The organism is Rhodopila sp. (assembly GCF_965277825.1).
In the GTDB taxonomy this organism is placed as follows: domain Bacteria; phylum Pseudomonadota; class Alphaproteobacteria; order Acetobacterales; family Acetobacteraceae; genus Rhodopila.
In genome coordinates this window covers 1484686-1505271 of sequence record NZ_OZ255846.1, presented here as the reverse complement: position 1 = coordinate 1505271, position 20586 = coordinate 1484686, and the positions used below count along the sequence as shown (strand labels likewise).

Here is a 20586-nt window from a genome sequence, read left to right as displayed (position 1 = left end):
CTACTTCGGCAGCGCGTGATCCACCGCGTCAAGTTCGCCCAGCATCCAGGCCTGGTAAGTCTTGCCCGGCGGCTCGGTTTCGGTCGCGCCAACGACCGGGACATGCGAGGCCTTGGCGATTTTTTGCATCCGCTCGGCGACCGGGTCGGACGCCTGGCTGTTGTAGATCAACAGCTTTACTTGGTGTGTCTTGAGGTCGTTCTCGAACGCGGCGACATCGGATGCGCTCGGCTCGGTGTTGTTCATCACCGAAATCTGGAACGCCATGTTGCGCACCTCCATCCCGAGTGCCGCGAACATGTAGCCGAACACCGGTTCGGTCGCCGTCACTTGTGTGCCCGCCAGTCGTCCGCGCAGCGCTGCGATCTTGGCCTGGATCGGTTGCATGGACTGCTGGAACCGCGCCAAACGCTGCTGGTAGTCACCCTCGTGGGAGGGATCGACGCTGCCCAGATCGCTGGCCAGGGTTTTGGCCAGCGCCAGCATGGTCGCCGGATCGTACCAGATGTGCGGATTGTCACCGGGTTTCTTATCGACAAGACCGGCCACCACGATCGCCGTACGGTTCGGGCTGCGCGCCGCCTCCAGCAGCTTTTGCATCCACGGATCATAGTCGATGCCGCTGTAGATGACGACCCGGGCTGCGGAAATGTCCCGTGCCACGGATGGGCTCGCTTCGAACAGATGCGGGTCCTGGTCGGGATTGGTCAGGATACTCGTCACCGTCAGGTCCGCACCGCCAATCTGGCGCGCGACATCGCCATAAAAGTTTTCGGCGGCAACGACGTTGATCGGAGCCGCGGTCCACGCCGGCGATGGAGCTGCGATCAGGACCACGAGTGCGGCCAAGACGGGGAACTTGTTCATTCTGATCTCCAAGCAAGCACGAAAGGCGCTTGAGAGATGAGACGCTATAACGTAGCGTTTGCCCTGTCCAGGCTGTGCAACGCTATAACGTACAGTCGGTCTAGTTGTTGATTATTAGGGGAAGCCAGAATGCCGCACCGTCAAGCCTCGAAGTGCATGTTTGGGGCTGCCATCTGGCTGCTTTGGGCGTTGCCGGCGATGGCTCAAACAAGCCCTGCCGGGCCCGCCACGCCGTCCGATCCAGCGGACCCGACACCCGGTCAAACCGGCGTCGGGGTGCCCTCGCCAGAGGCTCCCACCGGATTGTGGGAGCGCGCAAATCTGCTCGGCGACATCGGCGGCCTTCGCCCGTTACTTGCGAACCGTGGCGTCTCTTTCGGTCTCACGGAGACCAGCGAAGTGCTTGGCAACGTTACCGGAGGCGTGCATCGCGGTGCCGCTTACGATGGCCTGACCATGATGAGCCTTGGTGTCGACACCGGGAAAGCCTTCGGCCTGCCAGGCGGGGTCTTCAACGTCAGCGCGCTGCAGATCCACGGCCGCAATCTCAGCACCGACAATCTGCTGACAATCCAGACCGCCAGCGGTATCGAGGCTGAACGCGCCACGCGGCTTTGGGAATTGTGGTATCAACAGAGCTTCCTGGACGGCAAATTCGACATCAAAATCGGCCAACAGAGCCTCGATCAGGAATTCATCACCAGTCAGGGATCGAGCCTGTTCATCAATACCATGATGGGCTGGCCGGCACTTCCCTCGCTTGACCTCTATGCCGGCGGTCCGGCCTATCCGCTGTCCTCCTTGGGGGTTCGCCTGCGTGGACAGCCAACCGATACAGTCACCGTGCTGGGCGGCCTGTTCGACGACAATCCGCCCGGCGGCCGGTTTGCCGATGATAGCCAACTGCGGGGCGCCGAACGCTCGGGCACCAGGTTCAACACCGGCACCGGGGCACTGTTCATCGCCGAAGTCCAATACGCCTTGAACCCGCCGCCGTCCGGGACGCCACAGGCCGGAGCGCCCCCAACCGGCCTGCCGGGGCTATATAAACTGGGTGCATATTACGATGCCGGCTCATTTCCGGATCAGCGTTTCGACACCGCCGGGATCTCGCTCGCCGATCCCGCCAGCAGCGGCAATGCACTGATGCGGCACAACAATTTCGGCATCTATGGCGTGATGGATCAGATGCTCTGGCGGCCCGATCCCCAAAGCCCGCGCGCCGTCGGCGTGTTTGCCCGACTTATGGGCGGCCCGGGTGATCGCAATCTGCTGAATTTCACCGTGAACACCGGCATCACGCTCAAGGCGCCGTTCGCAGGCCGGGATAACGACTCGGTTGGGCTCGGCTATGGCCTTGCGCGGGTCAGCAACGCCGCCTCCAACCTGGACAAGGATTCGGTGTTTTATTCCGGCATGGGTGTGCCGATCCGCTCCAGCGAGAGCTTCATCGAGCTGACCTACCAAGCCCAGATCGCGCCCTGGTGGATCGTTCAGCCCGACCTGCAATATGTCTTCACGCCGGGCGGCGGCATCGCAAACCCGCAAACTCCCGGGCAGCGTGTCGGCAACGAGCTGGTGCTTGGTTTGCGCACCAACGTGACGTTTTGAACGCTACCGTCAAAGTGCAACCCAAAGTCCCGATCCACGCCGACCCGCGTCCCGCTATGCTCGCCGCCATCCCCGGCCTACGATACGGCAGCCATGGTCCAACATGCCTAGCCCGCTGCCGTCGATCGACGCGCTGCTGCGAGCCCCTGAGACCGAACCGCTGCTGATCCGTTTCGGCCGCACCGCGGTCACCGCGGCGCTGCGCGACACCCTATCCGCCAGGCGCGCCGCCGGGGGCTTCAGCGCGCCCAGCGGCACGACGCTCGCGGCGGTCCTCGATCAGGCTGCCGACCATCTCTCCGCTCGGTTCGCGGCGTCGCAGCGCCCGGTGTTCAACATGACCGGAACAGTTCTGCATACCAACCTTGGCCGCTCGACCTTGCCGCCCGAGGCCGCCGAAGCCGCGGCCGAGGCATTGCGTAACGCCACATCGCTGGAATTCGATCTTGCCACCGGCCGGCGCGGCGAACGCGATGATCACGTCGGCTCGTTACTGTGCGAACTGACCGGTGCGGAGGCTGCAACGGTGGTCAACAACAACGCCGCCGCGGTGATGCTGGCTCTCAACACGCTGGCGCTGGGCAGGCAGGTGCTTGTTTCGCGCGGCGAACTGATCGAGATCGGCGGCGCATTCCGCGTCCCCGATATCATCAGCCGCTCTGGTGCTATTCTGCGCGAGGTCGGCACCACCAACCGGACCCATCCGCGGGACTATGCCGATGCTATCGTTCCGCAGACCACCGCTGCCGTGCTGCGCGTGCATCAGGCCAACTACGCGATCGTCGGCTTCACCGCGATGGTGCCGACCGAAACCCTAGGCCACATCGCGCATCAAGCCGACATTCCGCTGATCGAGGACTTGGGCAGCGGCAGCCTTGTGGACCTCGAGCGATGGGGTCTGCCGCACGAAGCGACGCCGCGCCAATCACTCGCCGCCGGGGCCGATGTCGTCACCTTCTCCGGTGACAAGCTGATGGGCGGCCCGCAGGCTGGCTTGATCGTTGGTAATAAAACCGCGATCACCGCGATCAATCGAAATCCGCTCAAGCGCGCGCTACGACTGGACAAAGCGCGTCTCGCGGCATTGGAAACGGTGCTGCGACTCTATGCCGATCCCGATCGGCTCGCCGAACGCCTGCCGGCACTGCGTCTGCTGACCCGGTCGCAGGCCGACATCCAAGCCACGGCGGAACGCATCGGTTCGGTGATGGCACAACGCTGGCCGGACCGCGTCATCGCTACCGAGGCGTGCCGCAGCCAGATCGGATCGGGCGCCTTGCCGGTCGATCTGCTGCCCTCGTTCGCCGTCACCATCGGCGGCACTGGCTTGGAAAACTTGGCGAAACTACTGCGCGCGCTGCCCCGTCCGGTGATCGGCAGGATCGCCCGAGGCCGACTGATCCTGGACTGCCGATGCCTCGAGGCCGGCGACGAGGCCGGCTTCATTGCGCAGTTGACCTAGGCGGAAGATACTGCGTGGCGGAGGAGAAGCGGCCCCGGTGGGTCGGCCGGACTTCAAACCCGGTTGGGGCTGCCCAGCGGTCCCGGGCAGGTTCGACTCCTGCTCTCTTCCGCCTTCCTGTGGTGCGAACGATCTGTGGCCCAATCGCAACAGTGTGGCGTTTTCGATTCCGAGCCTCTCGCTATGCTTGGGATGCACCGCTATGGTTATACCAGCGAAAGGGCAGGCCGCTCGGTTTTTTTGGACCTTCCCCGCAACGGTCGAGAATCTGAGGAGAGTATCAATGAAGTTCCGCAATGCTTTGCTGGCGGCTACGGTCCTGGCGCTGCCGGTTGCCGCGAAGGCCCAGCCCCTCACCGGCCTCTACATCGGTGGCGCCGGCGGTGTGAACATCATGCACGACGAAACCGCCAAGGTCGCCGCCGGGGCGTTTGGTGCCGGTGGTCACCTTCAAACCCGGGTCGGCCCAGCGGCTGATCTCGACATCGGCTTTGGCCTCGGCAATGGGCTGCGGGTAGAACTCGAGGGGACCTATCGTTACAACACCATCAAGGGTCTGTCGGGCGCCAACAACGCCGGCGGTCAGGAACAGAAGTTCGGCCCGATGATCAACGTGATTTATGGTCTGGACGGTCTGTTCCCTTCACTTCCTGTGCAGCCTTACGTCGGCGTCGGTGGCGGCTACATCTGGACGCAGGATCGGAATCTGCACGCGAGCGGCCCTGGCTTTGCCGCTACCGCTGGCACCCGAACCGATGGCAGTATCGCCTATCAGGGCATCGTCGGGGCGGCCTTTCCAATCGAAACAGTACCGGGTCTGGCGCTGACCGCCGATTACCGGTTCCTGGGCCTGGTCGACCACCGCAACTATCCCGGCCAGGTCAATGGCGTCCCCGGAAAGATCAGGCTGGACGACGACTTCAACCACACCATCCTGGTCGGCTTGCGTTACAACTTCGGTGTCTCCCCGCCGCCGGCCGCCCCGGTTGCCGCGCCGGTTCCGGCGTCCCCGGTATCGCGTTCCTATCTGGTGTTCTTCGACTGGGACAAAGCGACGCTGACCGATCGTGCTCGCCAGATCGTGTCCGAGGCGGCCGCGAACTCCACCAAGGTCCAATACACCCAGCTTGAGGTGAATGGTTACACCGACACCTCGGGCACCGCCCGTTACAACCAGGGTCTGTCGGTGCGGCGTGCCAACGCCGTGGCGGCCGAATTGGTCAAGGACGGCGTGCCCAAGAGCGCCATCGCGATCCAGGGCTTTGGCGAAACCCATCTGCTGGTTCCGACCGGCCAAGGTGTTCGCGAGCCGCAGAACCGGCGCGTCGAAATCATCATCAAGTAGATCCGCTTATCGGACTGAAGGATTGGGGCGCCCTCGGGCGCCCCTTTTTCGTGCCGATCTCAATTGCGCCTATGCGAGACCAGACTCAGCGCGGCGGTTATCCGGGGTGCGCCGGTAAAAGGCTGGCAACGCGTGTGGCCGCCTGGCCATCGAGTGCTTGGATGGCAAGGACGAAGCGCCATTCCCAACGGCACATACGCACTCGGCTTGAACTCTGTCGGGGCGCGGTGCGGTCGTTCAAAGGGCTGGCGCCGCAAACCGCATCGATCGAGGAAATGGTGCCCAGGGGCGGAATCGAACCACCGACACTGCAATTTTCAGTCGCATGCTCTACCAACTGAGCTACCTGGGCATCGCGTAGCCGTCTCGGAGGCCGGGTGCTTAACCCATGCTCGCCATCGGATCAAGCGCTCCTCGGACTGGTAACCGGCGCGGCGCGATCAGGCCGCCTCGGGCGATGGCGGCGGGTCGTCGTCCAATTCGGCCGGCGGTCCCGGAATGCGGTAGACGCCGGTGAGCCAGCGGCCCAGATCGACCTCCTGGCAACGCGGCGTGCAAAACGGCAGGGTCGCCTCCGAAGCGCTTCGGCCGCAAATCGGGCAGTTCGATGATGACTTAGCCATGGTCCTTCTCCAGCACCCAGGCCGTCGCTGGCAGGGATGGGTCTGATCGCAAGGTCACCGCCCGGCCGATGCGCCGAGCAAGGTCGGGCAGTGCGGCCGGATCGGCCTGCAACGCCGATACGACCCCCGGATGGGCTCGCACCGCCGGCAGCGCGCGCGGATTCTGGTCGAAGCCGGCCAACACCGCGCGCAGCGCCGACAGACCCGCAGCCAGAGGTCCCGCCAGTAGCTCGTGCAATGGCGGATGCACCCGCGCACGCACGATCTCAGCCAGGCCGAGCGCGGTAAAGCCGAGGAATTTAGGACTCAGCGGGTCTTTTGCTAGGGCAGCGATAAAATCGGGTGCCAATACCGCTCGTTTGCGCGGCGACAGTCCGGCCAGATCAACGACGATGCCGCCCGACAGGTTCCGCAGCCGGATCTGTTCGCCCACCGCGGCAACGGCGGCTCGGTTCAGCGCCTCGTGCCGCCGACTAGGGCCGCCGGAACCGGCCAGCGCGGCGGCGGCGTCAACGTCGATGGCGACCAATGCTGGGGTCGGCCAGATCGACAAGCGGGCGCCCCCGCGAAGCTCGACGATGGGATCGGCAAGAGCGTCGATCGCCTCAGCAACCTCGTCGTCAAACATCGCCGCGCCCCGCGGCGCGACCGAGACGCGCTGACCCAGGCCGTGCAGCCTGGCAACGAGGCCGGCATCGTCCACCAGCATGCGTGCGCGGGGATAACGCGCGGCAAGTCGGGTCACCGGGTCGGGCCCGCGCCGCAGCAATGCCAGTGGACCGGCGGAGACCGGCTCATCCAGCCTGGCGGTCAGCCGCGGACCCTTGCTGCCTTGGGCGGCGCGGGTGATGCGGACGGTCAGCATGGTCCCGGCATTCAGTCCCTTGGCGCCTTCGCTATCGGGCAGAAATCCCTCGGCGTCGGTCAGCGCGACAAAGGCGCCGGCGATCGCGGGGACTTGGGCGATGATCCGGCCGCGATGCACATCGCCGACCCCGTCGGGGGCGCCGGGACGCCACAGCGCAAAGTCCAGCAGGCGATCGTCGTCGATCACCGCGATCCGCGCTTCGCCAGGGCTGCAGGCGACGCGGATCGACACAGTCACGGCAGTTGCCAGCCAACGCCGCGCAGCAATTGCGCGGTCTCGAACAGCGGCAGCCCGACAACGCCGGAGTGACTGCCGGACAGGAAACGCACAAAGCCGGCGGCTTGCCCGTTGATCGCGTAGCCGCCGGCCTTGCCTTCACCCTCGCGGGTGGCGACGTAGGCTTCGATCTGGGCCTCGGTCAGGCGGTTGAAGGTGACGATGCTTTCGACCAGGCGTTCGGTGCGTTGCCGCCCGATATCCGGGCTGAGGTCCGGCTGGGCGACCGGCGGGTTCATCAGGACGATCGCGGTCATCACCCGGTGACGGCGACCGGACAACAGCGTCAGGCAGGCGCGGACCTGCTCCCCGCTGTCGGCCTTGGGCAGGATGCGCCGCCCGGCGGCAACCACGGTGTCGGCGGCGAGCACCAGATGGTCGGAGGACGCAATGGCGGCAGCCTTGGCACGCGCCATGCGCTGCGCATACGGGCGAGGCAACTCGTCGTGGGCAGGGGTTTCGTCGATGTCGGGGGGGACGACCTGATCCGGCACGATGCCGATCTGCTTCAAAAGCGTCAGTCGTCGCGGGCTGGAGGAGGCCAGGATCAGCGGCAGCGGCTTCACCCGCCAGGGTCGCGCACTAGTCGCGCACTACTTGAAGCGGAAGGTGATGCGGCCCTTGGAAAGGTCGTACGGCGTCATCTCAACATTGACCCGGTCGCCGGCCAGGACGCGGATGCGGTTCTTGCGCATCTTGCCGCTGGTATGAGCAAGGATGGAGTGCTCGTTGTCTAGTTTGACGCGAAACATGGCGTTGGGCAGGAGCTCCATCACCGTGCCGCTGAATTCGATCATGTCCTCTTTTGACATCAGGCCTCTTGGTTCGGTTGAACAGGCGGGAACATGAGGTTCGCAGCGAGCGAGGTCAAGGCGTGTCGGACGCCGCGGCGGCCGACCATGCGGCCCCGCCGCAGGCCGTGCAACGTGGCCTGACGCGGGGAGAACCCAACAGGCCGGGTGCTCAATACGGGGACAGAAGCAGGCTCACCAAGGACGCTCGAACCAGCCCGGAGCACAGGGTCGTTCTCGATCGACATCGGAGATGGCGCGCCCGACCGGGTCGTCACCGCCCGCGGGCCTCCGGACAACCTCACCCCAACGCCAAGGTCGCGAAACTGCACAACCAGTGTTCGCCCATGTATTCACCGCTGACATGCGGCAAACTGGCCTCGATATGCGCTTCCGCCACGCGCCGTGTCGCCCCAGGATCGGGCGTGAAGTCGGCCAGCGCGCGCCAGCACCAGGCTCGGCTCAGGTTAACCCCGTCGAGGTGCGCGATCTTGCCGTCCGCGCGGTCGCTGACGGTGGCCGGTGTGAACAAAGCGGCGGGAATGCGCTGCCGGAGCCGAGGCAGAAAAGCCGCGAACCAGGGACGGAATTCCGCTTCGGGCAGCGCCGCGCGCATGCACTCGGCTTCGATCAGCGCCGGTGAGAGGAACTCGTCGCCGCCCGGCTCCCACGCCTGGCAGTCCGCGTCGCCGCCATACCAGCGCCGCACCGTGTCGGTCAGCAGGGTCCGCAACGCCGCGTCCGGATAGTCCAGCGCAAGACGGGCGGCGAAGGCCGTATTGGAATGCACGCCGGCGCGGATCGGGTAATTGGCCAGCGGCAGAAAGGCGCCGAACCGAGCAGCGAAGATCTCCGCTAGCGGCTGCAACGCGGCGGACCAGGCGCGGCCTTCTTGTGTTTCGTGCGCGGCCAGTTCGGCAGCCAGCTTCAGCAACCACGCCCAGCCATAGGGGCGTTCGAAGCCCGAGGTCGAAGGTCGCGCGAGGTAGGCGCATTCGCCAGCGATGCGTTCCGCGACAATGTGGGTGTCGAACCGGCCGCGAATTGCGCTGGCGTTCGCCATCGTGGGGAAGCGCCGATAGAGCTGGGCCAACATCCAGTAACCATGCACGCAGGAGTGCCAGTCGAAGCTGCCGTAGAATACCGGGTGCAGCGCCCGGGGACCTTGGGCATCGTCCGGGGCTGCCATGACATGGTCCAGCTTATTGGGGTACTCGCGGCTGACGTGCCCCAGTGCGATTTCCGCGAAGCGGTTGGCGAGGTCAGGGGTCATCGGGGATTCCAGAATACCTCATCCCGCCAGCAAGCTTCGGGCAACACCACGCCAGCAGCCATCCCGATCCGGGGCGCTGTGTCTGGCGGAGGCAATCCGACGTCCCGCGATGGAGCTTGTGTCCGTGCTCGATTGAATGACATCGTCTTCACAATAACACAAACCAAACGCCGAGGGGGGCGACCATGGACGCATCCGGGACCTCGACTCTGGAGCGGACGACGCTGCGGAAAATCTATCTGCGGCTGATACCGTTCTGCTTCCTGCTCTACATCCTTTGCTACGTGGACCGTATCAATGTCAGCTTCGCGGCATTGACCATGAATCATGACCTTGGCCTGAGCGCATCGGTTTATGGGCTGGCGGCGGGCGCGTTCTTCTGGGGCTACTGCCTGCTGGAGGTTCCGTCCAATATCATCCTGGAACGCGTCGGCGCGCGGATCTGGATCGCTCGGATCATGATCTCCTGGGGCCTGTTGTCGGCGGCGACCGCGCTGGTGACCGGTCCGACCAGCTTCTTCATCGTTCGCGTGCTGCTCGGGGTGGCCGAGGCGGGCCTGTTTCCCGGCCTGTTGCTGTATTTCCACCGCTGGTTCCCGCAGAACCATCGTGGCCGCGTGGTGGGCTGGTTCCTGACCGGACTGCCGCTGGCGACCGCGATCGGCGCGCCGCTGTCCACCGCGTTCCTCCAGATGGAAGGCATCTGGGGGCTGCACGGCTGGCAGTGGATGTTCGTGGGCGAGGGAATTCCCACCGCCCTGGTCGGCGTGACCGTGCTGTTCTGGCTGACCGAGCGGCCGGCCGACGCAAAGTGGCTGACGCAGGAACAGCGCGATTGGCTAAATGACGCTCTGCGCCGTGAGACCCATGCGATCGAGCAGGTGCGCTCGTTCGGCATCCTGTCGGCGATGACCAATCCGCGACTGCTGATCCTGACGGTGATCTTCGCCGGGATCGGCATGGCCGGCGTAGGGACGGTGCTGTTCCTGCCGCAGATCCTGAAAGCGATCGGGGTCTCCAATACCGAGGCCGGGCTGCTGACCGCAGTGCCATATCTGTTCGGCACCATCGCGATCGTTTCGTGCGGGCACCTGTCGGACAAGATCGCCGATCGCTATTGGACGCTGGTGGTGACCTGCGGCCTGGCGACGATCGGGATGCTCTTGGCGGCGATGCTGCATGACAGCCTGTGGGTGTTGGCGGCGGCCGCTGCCCTCGACATTCCTGACCGGGACGGCACTCGCCGCCGGGCTGGCACTGATCAACTCGCTAGGCAATTTCGCGGGCTACCTGGGGCCGATCGCGGTCGGCTTCGCCAAGGATGCGACCGGCACGTTCCAGGCCGGACTGTACGTGCTGGCCGCGGCGGCGCTGGTCTCGACGTTGACGGCGTTGGGATGTGCGTTGTGAATGCCGCGCGGGCGGTGGCAACGACGCCTCTGGCGGCAGCGAGGCGATAGTCCCGCGGCGGGCGGAAAGCGCGAAACAGCCGGCCTGCAACGCCGGGCATCGCCGGGCAGCGATGGCACATGCGACCGCGGGACCACCGGCCAGGTTTGACCAGCCGAACCGCAGCGTTAGGATGCAGCCGTGTTTGTGCGTTGACTCGCGGTTGATGTCTGCCTCGATCTGACGGCGGACGGATTACCAAGTCGGATCGGATCGGGAAGGATAGACGACGACGCCATGACAAACCCCTCGCTGCGTTCCGACCGGATGCGGGCACGCTTGGTCCAGGCGTTCGCACCGGCGGAATTGACGATCCAGGATGACAGCGCCAGCCACGCCGGCCATGCCGGAGCGCAGCCTGGCGGCCAATCGCATTACAGCGTGCTGCTGATCAGCGCGGCGTTCCAGGGTGTCAGCCGCGTCGCGCGGTCGCGCGTGGTACACGCCGCCCTGGCGGCGGAGTTCGGACCGGCGGAGCAGGGCGGCATGCACGCGCTGGCGCTGACCCTGCGCACGCCGCAGGAACAAGCGGAGGCTGACGGAAGAAAGCCGCCGAACTGCACGTGAACGGGCGAGCGCACGGCGCAGGATCTGGCGGTGACTGACGGAAGATAATTCTCCGGTTCTTGATAAGTACCTTGACTTGGATGATTTTCTTCTCCCAAACACGCGCGTTGCCTTTGGGTTGCGGTGAATGGCCTCGGACAAGGATATCGATCGCCTCGATCGTGAGATCCTGCGGCTGATCTCGGTTGACGCGTCGATGTCGCTGGCCGACATCGCCGCCAGGGTGGGGTTGACCCCGACCCCGTGCTGGAAGCGCATCCGCCGGATGGAGCAGGACGGCATCATCCAACGCCGGGTCGCGATTCTGGATGCCGACAAGGTCGGGCTTCCGGTATCGGTGTTCGTCGCGGTCGAAACCGCCGATCATTCCAGCGAATGGCTAGACCGTTTCGCTCAAGTGATCCGCGACACGCCGGAAGTGATCGACGCCTGGCGCATGAGCGGCGACGTCGATTACCTGCTGCATGTCGTGGTCGCGGACATCGCCGCCTATGATCATTTCTACCGCAAATTGATCGCCGCGGTGCCGCTGCGCAACGTCAGCAGCCGTTTCAGCATGGAGCGGATGAAGGCGGCGCCGCTGCCGGTGTGACCGGATTGACGCACGGGTCGGCCGCACCGTCCCGGTGGCTACGCCGGCCTGCCAAAAGCCGCTGTTTTCTCCGCGTTGTGAACGTTCTCTTAACGATTTCCTGGTCTTCTCCGTCCTGGCAATCAGGAGGTGGCCAATGGCAGCTAGTCGTCTAGTCAATCGAAACGTCGTCGCTGAGCGCGGCCGGACCAGCATGCGGCTGGAACCCGAGCTCTGGGACATGCTGAGCGAAATTTGCGAACGCGAAGCGCAGGATATGAGCACCTTGGTGCGTCAGATCGAAGCGGCCGGGCACGTAGGGGGCCGCACCAGCGCGGTCCGGGTCTATATCGCGAATTACTTCCACACCGCCTCGACCGAGGTGGGACATGCAAGCGCCGGCCATGGCCCGCTCTTGCATCGCAGGGTAGTGCGGGAGATGACCCGCTCTGCCGCGTAACCGCCGAAGGGACGCCAAAACACCGCGTCCCGAGTCACCGCGAGCGCAACAAAATGCTGGGCTTGCGGCCGCTATCCGAACGCAGACCAACGCCAGACGCGGAGCGTCCACGATTTTGGCGCGTGAATCGGATCCTCAAACAAACCGCGACGTAACCCGGTGCTACCCTCCAGCGCCAGGTTTTTGCCGCGACAGCGTATCCAGCGCCGACTGGATGACCTTGGCGTCCTCGCTGCCCGGCGGCACCTGGGTCAGCAACGTATTCCAATACTTCCGAGCCTGATCGGGATGAGCATCCTGGACGGCAGCCATGCCGAGATACCAAAGCACCAGCGGCTGGTCCGGATTAGCCGCTTCGACGCGTTTCAACAGACCGACCACCCGAGGCGAGACCTTGTCGGTCGGGGCATGATCGCTCAGCAGCGCTCGGGCTTCCTGTAACGGGATCGAGACGTCGTCCGGCTTCAAGCCGGCCGCCTTGTCGAACGCGTCAGCCGCCCTGTCGGGTTCATGCAGCACGCTATAGGCGCGGCCAAGGCGGAGCCAGCCGTCCGGGTTCGATGGATCGGCCTGCTGCTTCGCCGCCAGCTGCGCGACCATGCCGCGGATCATCGTCTGGCGTTGGGCATCGGACATGTTGGCGGCGTCGGCGACCGCCTTGGCGTCCGGTCCCCCCACTGAACCAGCGGCCCCTGAACCAGCGGCCCCTGAACCAGCGGCCCCTGAACCAGCGACCCCTGAACCGGCGCCCCCGGAACCGGCAAGCTCGGCTGCCGCCGTCGGGCCGGGCGCGGGCGGCCTGCCCTCGGCCAGTTTCGGCACTGGGATGCCGGCGGCCTGGGCAGCCCCGGCGACCTGCCGGCCCAACTGTGGCCGCACTGGCGAATCCGCCGGCAATTCGGCCAGCAGCGCCTGCAGCCCGTCGATCGCGCGGCGCGGCTCGCCGGCCTGCATCGCGGCAATGGCCAGGTAATACCGAGCCATGCCGCTGGCAGGGTCTGCTTTCAGAACTTGTCTTAGCGCGGTCTCGGCCGCTGGGGTCACCGTGCCACCGGCCTGCATCACCATCACCTCGGCGTGGTCGGCCAGCACGTCGGGGCTGGTCTGGCCCAGGTCGATGGCGTGGTGGTAAGCGTCCTCGGCCTGGTCCCACTGGTTCAGCATCGCCAGGCTGCGACCATAGAGCACCCAGCCTTGGGCGTTCCCTGGGTTCTGTTTCAGCTTCGTCGCAAGGGCTGCGACCGCCGCGCGCAGCGAGGGCTGGCTGTTATCGGCGGCGAGTTCAGCGGTGCGCGACGAATAGGGCTCGTCCGGCACGCCAGGAGACCCGAGCCAAAGGTAGCTGGAGACCGATCCGGCGGCGATGACGAGCAAGACGATGGCGGCCAATACCGGGCTGCGCGACAGCCGGGGCGGCGCGGCGGGGACCCGGTCGGCGGCCAGCAGGCGGCGCTGGATTTCCAGCCGCGCGGCGGCGGCCTCGGCCGGCGAGAGCATGCCGCGCGTGATGTCGCGATCGAGTTCATGCAGTTGGTCGCGATAGACCGCCTGGTCGAAGCTGGCACGAGGTGGCACCGGGCGGCTGCCGCGCAACAGCGGCGCCAGGATCGGCAGCAGCGTGCCGAAGGCCAGCAGTGCCAGCAGGAACGGCAGGATCAAACGTCTCTCTCCCGCATCAGGCCGTCCAGGCGGCGGGATTCCTCGGGACTGAGCGGGGCGTCGTCCACCGACGCTGCCCGGCGGCGGCGCAACCAGAGCATGGTTCCCGCTAACCCGAACAGCACCAGCGCCGGAGGACCGTACCACAGCACGTAGGTGGCCGGCTCGACCGGCGGTTTCAGCAGCACGAAGGCGCCATACCGATTGACCACGGCCTGGATCACCTGGGCGTTGCTGTCGCCGGCGGTCAGTCGTTGGCGGACGAAGATGCGGATGTCGTGCGCCAGGCTGGCGCCGGATTCATCGATCGATTCGTTCTGGCAGACCAGACAGCGAAGCCCGGCGCTGATGTTGCGGGCGCGGGCCTCAAGCGCCGGGTTGGCCAGCCGCTCGCTAGGTTCGACGGCATGGGCCGCCAGCGCGGTCAGCAACAGCGCAGCACCCAGCACGCAGGCAATCAGCCGCCAGGCGCCTGGACGCCAGGCCCGAGGCAGCCAGTCGCCCGCCAGCCACGCCCAGGCCAAGCGAGCGCGAACGGTTGCCGAAGCCACCGTCATGTCTGACCCAGTTGCTTGAGCAACGGCAGCAGCTCTTGGTTCACCGTCTCGGCGGTCAAGGGGCCGACGAAGCGCTTGCGGATGGTGCCGGTGCGGTCAATGACATAGGTCTCCGGCACGCCGTAGACGCCGAAATCCAGCCCGACGCGGCCGCTCTGGTCAACCCCGACCTGGCGATACGGATCGCCGAACGTCGCCAGCAGTTTTGCCGAGTCGGCCGGCTTGTCCTTATAGGCGATGCCGTAGAGCGGCAGGTGGTTCTGCTCCGACAACCGCATCAGCAGCGGATGCTCGATCCGGCAGGGCACGCACCAGGAAGCGAAGAAGTTGATAATGAAGGGCTGTCCCTTCAGCGCATCCAGATCCAGCGCCTTGTCGCTGTCCAGGCCGGCGAGGTCGAAGTCCGGCGCCGGTTTTTCGATCATCGCCGAGGGCAGTTCGTGGATGTCGTGACCCGGCCGCAGCGCGAGGGCGAAATATCCGACGACGATCAGGAAGATCGCCAGCGGCAGCAGGTAAAACAGGCGCTTCATGATCTATTCGCCGGCGGCGGGGACCGGCTGCTCGGCCCGCCGCGGCGCTCGGGCGGCGGCACCGACGCGCCAGCGGCGATCGCTCAGGCTGACCATGCCGCCGAACGCCATGATCACCGCGCCGAGCCAGATCCACGGCACCAGAGGCTTCCAGTAGACCCGGACCGTCCAGTCTCCAGCGGTGCCGGAATCGCCCAGTGCGACGTAAAGATCGGCCAGCAGGTTGGTGCGGATCGCAGTCTCGCCGGTGGTCTGCTGTTGCAGCGGAAAGAACCGCCGTTGCGGGTGCATCATGGTGACGAAATCGCCGCCGCTGGTGACCCGGATCGAGGCGTCGTCGGCGGTGTAATTGGGACCCGGGACGCGGTCCACATGCTGCAACGTCAGTTGATAGCCGGCGATGTCGATGCTGCCGCCGGGCTTCAGCGTCTGGATCGCCTCCTGCGCCCAGGCCGAGGCGGCGAACCCGGCGACCGACACCGCTAGGCCAAAATGCGCCAGGCTCATGCCATAGCTCGCCCGCGGCAGGTGGATGGCGCGGCGGACGCTGTCACCCAGCGGGATGCGGAACAGCCTGATCCGCTCGGCGAACTCGGTCAGCACCGCAGTGGCGAGCCAGGCCGATAGGCCAAGTCCGAACACCGCCAGCACCGGACCACCATGGGTGACATAGAACGCGACCAGTACGACCAGCGCGGTTGCAATGTAGGCCACCCACAGCCGCTGCAGCGCACCCAGCACGTCGCCGCGCTTCCAGGCCAGCATCGGGCCGACACCGACCGCCATCACCATCGGCACCATCATTGGCGCGAAGGTTCGGTTGAAGAACGGGAACCCGACCGACAGCTTCGGGCCGCCCGTGGCGTCGAGGAACAGCGGATACAGCGTGCCCAGGAACACCGTCGCGCAGCCGCACGATAGTAGCACGTTGTTCAGCACCAGCGCGCCCTCACGCGAAATCGGCGCGAACAGCCCGCCGCCCTTCAGCGCCGGGGCACGAATGGCATACAGCGTCAACGAACCGCCGATCGCCGACACCAGCAGCAACAGGATGAAGCTGCCGCGCTGCGGATCGGTGGCGAACGCATGCACCGACGTCAGCACGCCGGAGCGAACCAGGAAGGTGCCGACCAAGGACAGCGAGAAGGTGATGATCGCCAGCAGGATGGTCCAGGATTTCAACGTGTCCCGCTTCTCCACCACGATGGAGGAATGGATCAGCGCGGTGCCGACCAGCCAAGGCATGAACGACGCGTTCTCGACCGGGTCCCAGAACCACCAGCCGCCCCAGCCCAGCGTGTAGTATGCCCACCACGATCCCATGGCGATGCCGATGGTCAGCGCGCACCACGACGCCAGCGTCCACGGCCGCACCCAGCGCGCCCAGGCGGCATCGACCCGGCCCTCGATCAACGCGGCGACGGCGAAGGCAAAGGCGACCGAGAAGCCGACATAGCCCAAATAGAGAAACGGCGGGTGGAACGCGAGGCCGGGGTCCTGCAGCACCGGATTGAGCCCCTGGCCGTTCGCCGGCGGCGGAAACGTGCGCAGGAACGGGTTGGAGGTCAGCAGGATGAACAGCAGGAAGCCGGTCGCGATCATCCCCTGCACCGCCAGCACGCGGGCGCGCAACGCCGGCGGCAGGTTGTCGCTGAACAGCGCCACCGCGGCGGCGCACAGCGACAGCATGAACACCCACAGCAGCATGGAGCCCTCGTGGTTGCCCCAAACGCCGGTGATCTGATACAGCAACGGTTTGTCGGTGTGGCTGTTTTCCACCACGTTGATGACCGTGAAATCCGAAGTCACATAGGCATACATCAGCGACAGCATCGACAGCGCGGTCAGCGCGAAGCCGATCAGGGCGCAGGATTTGCCGATCGCCATCCAGCCGACATGGCGCCGTTCGGCACCGATCAGCGGAATCGTCGATTGAATGATCGCCACGAACAGCGCCAGGATTAGCGCGAAATGGCCAAGCTCGATTATCATGACAAACGCCCGCCCCCGCCTCTGGTCCGGCTTGCCCCCGCGAAGGCGGCGGGAGCCGCGGAAGTCTGGATCAGGCCGCTCGGCGCCGTTCCACCGGGATGATTTGCAACAGCGCGGCGACCAGTTCGTTCATCATCGCGTCGGTATGCATCGGGCCGGGGGTGAAGCGCAGGCGTTCCTCGCCGCGGGCCACGGTTGGATAGTTGATCGGGGTCGCATACATGGCGAACTCGTTCAGCAGGCGCTGGCTGACATCCATGCAAAGCGCGGCCTCCCCGACGTGCAGCGGCACGATATGACTGATTGATTCGATCCGCGGCAAGCCGGCGGCGTCGAACCGGGATTTCAACGCGGCGGCCCGTTCGAACAGCTTTGCCCGTCGCACATGGTCCTGGCGCACGTGGCGCACGCTGGCAAGCGCCGCGGCCGCGGTCATCGGCGGCAGCGAGGTGGTGAAGATGAACCCAGGCGCGGTGGAGCGAATGAAGTCCACCACCTCGGCGTCGCCGGTGATATAGCCGCCATGGCAGCCGAACGCCTTGGCCAGGGTGCCCTCGATGATATCGACGCGGCCGGCGACGCCGTCGCGTTCCGACACGCCGCCGCCATTGGGGCCATACATGCCGACAGCGTGGACCTCATCGAGGTAGGTCATCGCGCCGTATTTTTCGGCAAAGTCGCAGATTGCGCCGATCGGGGCGATATCGGCGTCCATCGAATAGACCGATTCGAAGGCGATAAGCTTCGGCGCGGCCTTCGGCGCGGCGCGCAGCAGAGCTTCCAGGTGCGCGGTGTCGTTGTGGCGGAAGATGTTGACGATGCCGCGCGAGCCCTTGATGCCGGCGATCATCGAGGCGTGGTTCTTGGCGTCGGAAAACACCTGCCACGGCTGATCCGCGCCGAATGGCGCGCTGTTCAGGATGGTGGACAACGCCGCCTGGTTGGACACGAAGCCGGAGGTGAACAGCAGCCCGGCCTGTTTGCCGTGCAGATCGGCGACCTCTGCCTCGAGTTCGTCGTGGACCGGGCTGGTGCCGCTGATGTTGCGGGTTCCCCCAGCCCCCGCGCCCATGGTCCGAGCAGCGAGGCAGGCGGCGTTGACCGCCACCGGATGGCCGCCCATGGCGAGGTAGTCGTTGGACGACCAAACCAGCACACGCGCGCCGTCGGGCCGTCCGTAATACGGGAAGTCGTCAGCCCGCTTTTGTAGCGGGGTGAAGATCCGATAACGCCCCTGGTCGCGGATCGAGGTCAGGGACCGGCGGCAATGCTCTTTGAACGCGTTCATCGTTCGGAACCCTTAGTTTGCGCCACCGTTAAATTGCGCCCTGGCAATCCAGGGCGACGGACCGTTCTAGGCGATCGGATCCCCTAAACCAATGAACCTGATCACAGCGGACTTTGTTCCAGGTTAATCAACGTTCCAGGTTAATCAACGCGCAACCGAAAGATGCGCAGATTGATCATCGCGTCAACCGGAATCGCCAGGATTATTTAAGCTTAATCAGTGTCCGCCGGATCGCGCGGGCGAACCGGGGATGCCGGCGAGGTGCTTTGCAACCTCCACGGCGGATGCGATAGGGTTTGCTGCAATGCGGCATCGGTGGCTTACCGTCCGGTCCGTGCACCGCTTTGGGAGCCTGCCATGCCGTTGACCCAGCCCGCCGCGCGCGAACACCTGCACACGCGCGCCATCGAGATCAACGGCTACCGCCGGAGCGACGGCGACTACGACATCGAGGCGCATCTGACCGACTGCAAGAGCTTCGCCCAGACCAATCTCGACCGCGGCATCATTCAGCCCGGCGAGCCGGTGCACGACATGTGGCTGCGTCTGACGGTAAATGAGCAGATGCATGTGCAGGCGGTCGAGGCGGTCAGCGACAAGACGCCGTATGCGGTCTGCCCGGCCGCGGCGCCCAATTTCGCCCGACTGACCGGACTGCGGATCAAGCCGGGCTTCCTGCGTGAGGCGGCCCAGCGGGTCGGAGGCACCGTGGGATGCACCCATCTGCGCGAGTTGCTGCAGCAACTCGCCACCACCGCCCTGCAAACCATCAACCCGGCCAAGGTTCGGCGGGACATGGCGGCGGAGGGCATCGCGCACCAGACGCCCGGCAGCGAGGCCCTCGACACAAGGATCACCGAACAATGGGGCGGCGGCAACAAGATGCTGAATAGTTGCCTGGCTTATGATCAGAACGGGCCGCTGGTGAAGCGCCGTTGGCCGCATCTCTATACCGGGCCGGATACTGGGCCAGACGTGGCGGCCAAGGAAACCGCCGGGTAGGGCGGATTTGCCGCGCACAGCGGCAACGAATTGACAGCTTGTTGCCGGCGATCAAGATTGCCGCCGCTGGTCGGCTGCCTCGGCCGGGTCTCGATCCACTGGACAAGGATACCTACCATGTTGCTCGCCCGACGCGGTGTTCTGACCGGCGCGGCTGTTGCCGCGACGCTGCCGGGGTTCAAGGCGCGTGCGCAGTCGAAAGCGATCAAGATCGGAATACTGGGCGACGAGTCAGGCGTGTATCGCGACCTGAGCGGCCCGATCGCCATCGAGGCCGTCAAACTGGCGGTCAGCGACACCAAAGCGGCCGGCCGCGATATCCCGGTCGAGATCATCACCGGCGACCATCAGAACAAGCCCGACATCGGCGCCGCGCTGGTGCGCCAGTGGCTGGAGCGCGACGGCGTGGACCTGATCATCGACGTGCCCAACAGCGCGGTCGCGCTGGCGGTGGCCGGCGTCTGCAAGCAAGCCGACCGAGCCTATATCAACTCACCCGGTGCGACGGCCGATCTGACCGGGCCGCAATGCGCGCCGACCACGGTGCATTGGACGATGGATACCTGGATGTTGGCCCATTCCACCGGCGGGGCCATGGTGAAGGCCGGCGGCGACAGTTGGTTCTTCATCACCGCCGACTACGCATTCGGCCACGCGCTGGAACGCGATACCAGCAACTTCGTCACCCAGGCCGGCGGCAAGGTGCTGGGCAACGTCCTGGCACCGCTCGGCAACAGCGATTTCTCTTCGTTCCTGCTCCAGGCGCAGTCCAGCGGCGCCAAGGTGATCGGGCTGTGCAACGCCGGCGCCGACACGGTGAATTCGATCAAGCAGGCCGGCGAGTTCGGGATCACCGCCAAGGGCGTGAAGCTGGCCGGGCTGCTGGTGTTCGTCAGCGACGTACATGCACTTGGGCTGCAGACGGCGCGGGGGATCGTGGTGTCGAACACGTTCTACTGGGATCGCGACGACCGCACCCGCGCCTTCAGCAAGCGGCTGCAGCCGCATATCGGTTCGGCTAGGGCTGGGATGGGGCAGGCCGGCTGCTACGCCGGAACGATGCACTATCTAAAGGCGGTCGCCGCGATGGGCGTTGCCGATGCGAAAAAGAGCGGCGCCGCGACGGTGGCAAGGATGAAGGCGATGCCGACCGACGACGACTGTTTTGGTCCGGGGAAGATCAGGGCGGACGGGCGTTGCCTGCATCCGGTGTATCTCTACGAAGTGAAGTCGCCGGCCGAGAGCAAGTATGACTGGGACTACTACAAGCTGTTGGCGACCACGCCGGCGGATCAGGCGTTCCGGCCATTGAACGCCGGAGGCTGTCCACTGGTGCACTCCTGAGGCGCGTCGCGCGCGGTGGTAATCGCCGCGCGTGCCAGCCCCGCCGCC

20 protein-coding genes and 2 tRNA genes are annotated in these 20586 nt (G+C 65.6%); 10 read left to right on the top strand and 12 right to left on the bottom strand.

Annotated features, from left to right (window positions below; translation table 11 throughout):
* On the bottom strand, positions 1-867 hold the full coding sequence (locus ACQY4T_RS07615; RefSeq protein WP_428539628.1) for a metal ABC transporter solute-binding protein, Zn/Mn family: 867 nt from the start codon (positions 865-867) through the stop codon (positions 1-3).
* 399 nt (positions 868-1266) lie between these two features.
* On the opposite strand from ACQY4T_RS07615, the gene ACQY4T_RS07610 reads away from it, so the two are divergent.
* The 4 genes from ACQY4T_RS07610 to ACQY4T_RS07595 all read left to right on the top strand — a co-directional run bounded on the left by ACQY4T_RS07610 (position 1267) and on the right by ACQY4T_RS07595 (position 5285).
* On the top strand, positions 1267-2478 hold the full coding sequence (locus ACQY4T_RS07610) for a carbohydrate porin (RefSeq protein WP_428539625.1): 1212 nt from the start codon (positions 1267-1269) through the stop codon (positions 2476-2478).
* 103 nt (positions 2479-2581) lie between these two features.
* A complete protein-coding gene (gene selA / locus ACQY4T_RS07605; protein ID WP_428539622.1) occupies positions 2582-3940 on the top strand; it encodes an L-seryl-tRNA(Sec) selenium transferase in 1359 nt (452 codons plus the stop codon).
* A gap of 19 nt (positions 3941-3959) precedes the next feature.
* A tRNA-Sec gene (locus ACQY4T_RS07600) sits at positions 3960-4052 on the top strand.
* A 171-nt stretch (positions 4053-4223) separates the two neighbouring features.
* On the top strand, positions 4224-5285 hold the full coding sequence (locus ACQY4T_RS07595) for an OmpA family protein (RefSeq protein ID WP_428539619.1): 1062 nt from the start codon (positions 4224-4226) through the stop codon (positions 5283-5285).
* 276 nt (positions 5286-5561) lie between these two features.
* On the opposite strand, the gene ACQY4T_RS07590 is transcribed toward ACQY4T_RS07595, so the two are convergent.
* From ACQY4T_RS07590 to ACQY4T_RS07565, 6 genes are all read right to left on the bottom strand, one after another.
* Positions 5562-5637, bottom strand: a tRNA-Phe gene (locus ACQY4T_RS07590).
* Positions 5638-5725: 88 nt separating this feature from the next.
* The gene (gene yacG, locus ACQY4T_RS07585; protein WP_428539616.1) at positions 5726-5908 is read right to left on the bottom strand and encodes a DNA gyrase inhibitor YacG; all 183 of its coding nucleotides are present in this window, start codon (positions 5906-5908) and stop codon (positions 5726-5728) included.
* On the bottom strand, positions 5901-7013 hold the full coding sequence (locus tag ACQY4T_RS07580) for a ribonuclease E/G (protein ID WP_428539613.1): 1113 nt from the start codon (positions 7011-7013) through the stop codon (positions 5901-5903). Before ACQY4T_RS07580 ends, yacG begins: the two co-directional genes overlap by 8 nt.
* Positions 7010-7618 (bottom strand): Maf family protein, encoded by a 609-nt coding sequence (locus ACQY4T_RS07575; protein ID WP_428539610.1) that lies wholly within the window; start codon positions 7616-7618, stop codon positions 7010-7012. The genes ACQY4T_RS07580 and ACQY4T_RS07575 overlap by 4 nt, the downstream gene beginning before the upstream one ends.
* 27 nt (positions 7619-7645) lie before the next feature.
* Positions 7646-7864 (bottom strand): translation initiation factor IF-1, encoded by a 219-nt coding sequence (infA, locus tag ACQY4T_RS07570; RefSeq protein ID WP_158924133.1) that lies wholly within the window; start codon positions 7862-7864, stop codon positions 7646-7648.
* Between the two features lie 280 nt (positions 7865-8144).
* Complete coding sequence (locus ACQY4T_RS07565; RefSeq protein WP_428539607.1) at positions 8145-9116, bottom strand: DUF2891 domain-containing protein; 972 nt, start codon at positions 9114-9116, stop codon at positions 8145-8147.
* Positions 9117-9301: 185 nt separating this feature from the next.
* On the opposite strand from ACQY4T_RS07565, the gene ACQY4T_RS07560 reads away from it, so the two are divergent.
* The 4 genes from ACQY4T_RS07560 to ACQY4T_RS07545 all read left to right on the top strand — a co-directional run bounded on the left by ACQY4T_RS07560 (position 9302) and on the right by ACQY4T_RS07545 (position 12163).
* Complete coding sequence (locus tag ACQY4T_RS07560) at positions 9302-10576, top strand: MFS transporter (RefSeq protein WP_428539604.1); 1275 nt, start codon at positions 9302-9304, stop codon at positions 10574-10576.
* A 226-nt stretch (positions 10577-10802) separates the two neighbouring features.
* A complete protein-coding gene (locus ACQY4T_RS07555) occupies positions 10803-11132 on the top strand; it encodes a BolA family protein (protein ID WP_428539601.1) in 330 nt (109 codons plus the stop codon).
* Between the two features lie 127 nt (positions 11133-11259).
* A complete protein-coding gene (locus tag ACQY4T_RS07550) occupies positions 11260-11724 on the top strand; it encodes an Lrp/AsnC family transcriptional regulator (RefSeq protein WP_428539598.1) in 465 nt (154 codons plus the stop codon).
* A 136-nt stretch (positions 11725-11860) separates the two neighbouring features.
* Positions 11861-12163: a ribbon-helix-helix domain-containing protein gene (locus tag ACQY4T_RS07545; RefSeq protein WP_428539595.1), complete on the top strand. Its 303-nt coding sequence runs from the start codon at positions 11861-11863 to the stop codon at positions 12161-12163.
* A 162-nt stretch (positions 12164-12325) separates the two neighbouring features.
* Here ACQY4T_RS07545 and ccmI read toward each other — a convergent pair whose 3' ends face one another.
* From ccmI to hemA, 5 genes are all read right to left on the bottom strand, one after another.
* Complete coding sequence (gene ccmI, locus ACQY4T_RS07540) at positions 12326-13822, bottom strand: c-type cytochrome biogenesis protein CcmI (protein WP_428539592.1); 1497 nt, start codon at positions 13820-13822, stop codon at positions 12326-12328.
* Positions 13819-14379, bottom strand: coding sequence for a cytochrome c-type biogenesis protein (locus ACQY4T_RS07535; RefSeq protein ID WP_428539589.1), 561 nt, complete (start codon positions 14377-14379; stop codon positions 13819-13821). The genes ccmI and ACQY4T_RS07535 overlap by 4 nt, the downstream gene beginning before the upstream one ends.
* Positions 14376-14912, bottom strand: a complete 537-nt coding sequence (locus ACQY4T_RS07530) for a DsbE family thiol:disulfide interchange protein (protein ID WP_428539586.1) — start codon at positions 14910-14912, stop codon at positions 14376-14378. The genes ACQY4T_RS07535 and ACQY4T_RS07530 overlap by 4 nt, the downstream gene beginning before the upstream one ends.
* A 3-nt stretch (positions 14913-14915) precedes the next feature.
* Positions 14916-16904, bottom strand: coding sequence for a heme lyase CcmF/NrfE family subunit (locus tag ACQY4T_RS07525; protein WP_428539583.1), 1989 nt, complete (start codon positions 16902-16904; stop codon positions 14916-14918).
* A 70-nt stretch (positions 16905-16974) separates the two neighbouring features.
* Entirely contained in the window at positions 16975-18192 is a 1218-nt protein-coding gene (hemA, locus tag ACQY4T_RS07520) for a 5-aminolevulinate synthase (RefSeq protein ID WP_428539580.1), read from the bottom strand.
* Positions 18193-18549: 357 nt separating this feature from the next.
* Here hemA and ACQY4T_RS07515 point away from each other — a divergent pair, with 357 nt between their 5' ends.
* Positions 18550-19194 (top strand): DUF2889 domain-containing protein, encoded by a 645-nt coding sequence (locus ACQY4T_RS07515; RefSeq protein WP_428539577.1) that lies wholly within the window; start codon positions 18550-18552, stop codon positions 19192-19194.
* 57 nt (positions 19195-19251) lie between these two features.
* Entirely contained in the window at positions 19252-20538 is a 1287-nt protein-coding gene (locus ACQY4T_RS07510) for an ABC transporter substrate-binding protein (RefSeq protein ID WP_428539574.1), read from the top strand.
* Positions 20539-20586: the final 48 nt, after the last annotated feature.

Excerpts from the sequence above, each read along its gene's own strand:
- ACQY4T_RS07555 (WP_428539601.1), top strand. The coding sequence starts at position 10,803 with ATGACAAACCCCTCGCTGCGTTCCGACCGGATGCGGGCACGCTTGGTC.
- ACQY4T_RS07545 (WP_428539595.1), top strand. The coding sequence starts at position 11,861 with ATGGCAGCTAGTCGTCTAGTCAATCGAAACGTCGTCGCTGAGCGCGGC.
- ACQY4T_RS07565 (WP_428539607.1), bottom strand. The coding sequence starts at position 9,116 with ATGACCCCTGACCTCGCCAACCGCTTCGCGGAAATCGCACTGGGGCAC.
- ACQY4T_RS07615 (WP_428539628.1), bottom strand. The coding sequence starts at position 867 with ATGAACAAGTTCCCCGTCTTGGCCGCACTCGTGGTCCTGATCGCAGCT.
- ACQY4T_RS07525 (WP_428539583.1), bottom strand. The coding sequence starts at position 16,904 with ATGATAATCGAGCTTGGCCATTTCGCGCTAATCCTGGCGCTGTTCGTG.
- selA (WP_428539622.1), top strand. The coding sequence starts at position 2,582 with ATGCCTAGCCCGCTGCCGTCGATCGACGCGCTGCTGCGAGCCCCTGAG.
- hemA (WP_428539580.1), bottom strand. The coding sequence starts at position 18,192 with ATGAACGCGTTCAAAGAGCATTGCCGCCGGTCCCTGACCTCGATCCGC.
- infA (WP_158924133.1), bottom strand. The coding sequence starts at position 7,864 with ATGTCAAAAGAGGACATGATCGAATTCAGCGGCACGGTGATGGAGCTC.
- ACQY4T_RS07530 (WP_428539586.1), bottom strand. The coding sequence starts at position 14,912 with ATGAAGCGCCTGTTTTACCTGCTGCCGCTGGCGATCTTCCTGATCGTC.
- ACQY4T_RS07560 (WP_428539604.1), top strand. The coding sequence starts at position 9,302 with ATGGACGCATCCGGGACCTCGACTCTGGAGCGGACGACGCTGCGGAAA.
- ACQY4T_RS07535 (WP_428539589.1), bottom strand. The coding sequence starts at position 14,379 with ATGACGGTGGCTTCGGCAACCGTTCGCGCTCGCTTGGCCTGGGCGTGG.
- yacG (WP_428539616.1), bottom strand. The coding sequence starts at position 5,908 with ATGGCTAAGTCATCATCGAACTGCCCGATTTGCGGCCGAAGCGCTTCG.
- ACQY4T_RS07515 (WP_428539577.1), top strand. The coding sequence starts at position 18,550 with ATGCCGTTGACCCAGCCCGCCGCGCGCGAACACCTGCACACGCGCGCC.
- ACQY4T_RS07595 (WP_428539619.1), top strand. The coding sequence starts at position 4,224 with ATGAAGTTCCGCAATGCTTTGCTGGCGGCTACGGTCCTGGCGCTGCCG.
- ACQY4T_RS07550 (WP_428539598.1), top strand. The coding sequence starts at position 11,260 with ATGGCCTCGGACAAGGATATCGATCGCCTCGATCGTGAGATCCTGCGG.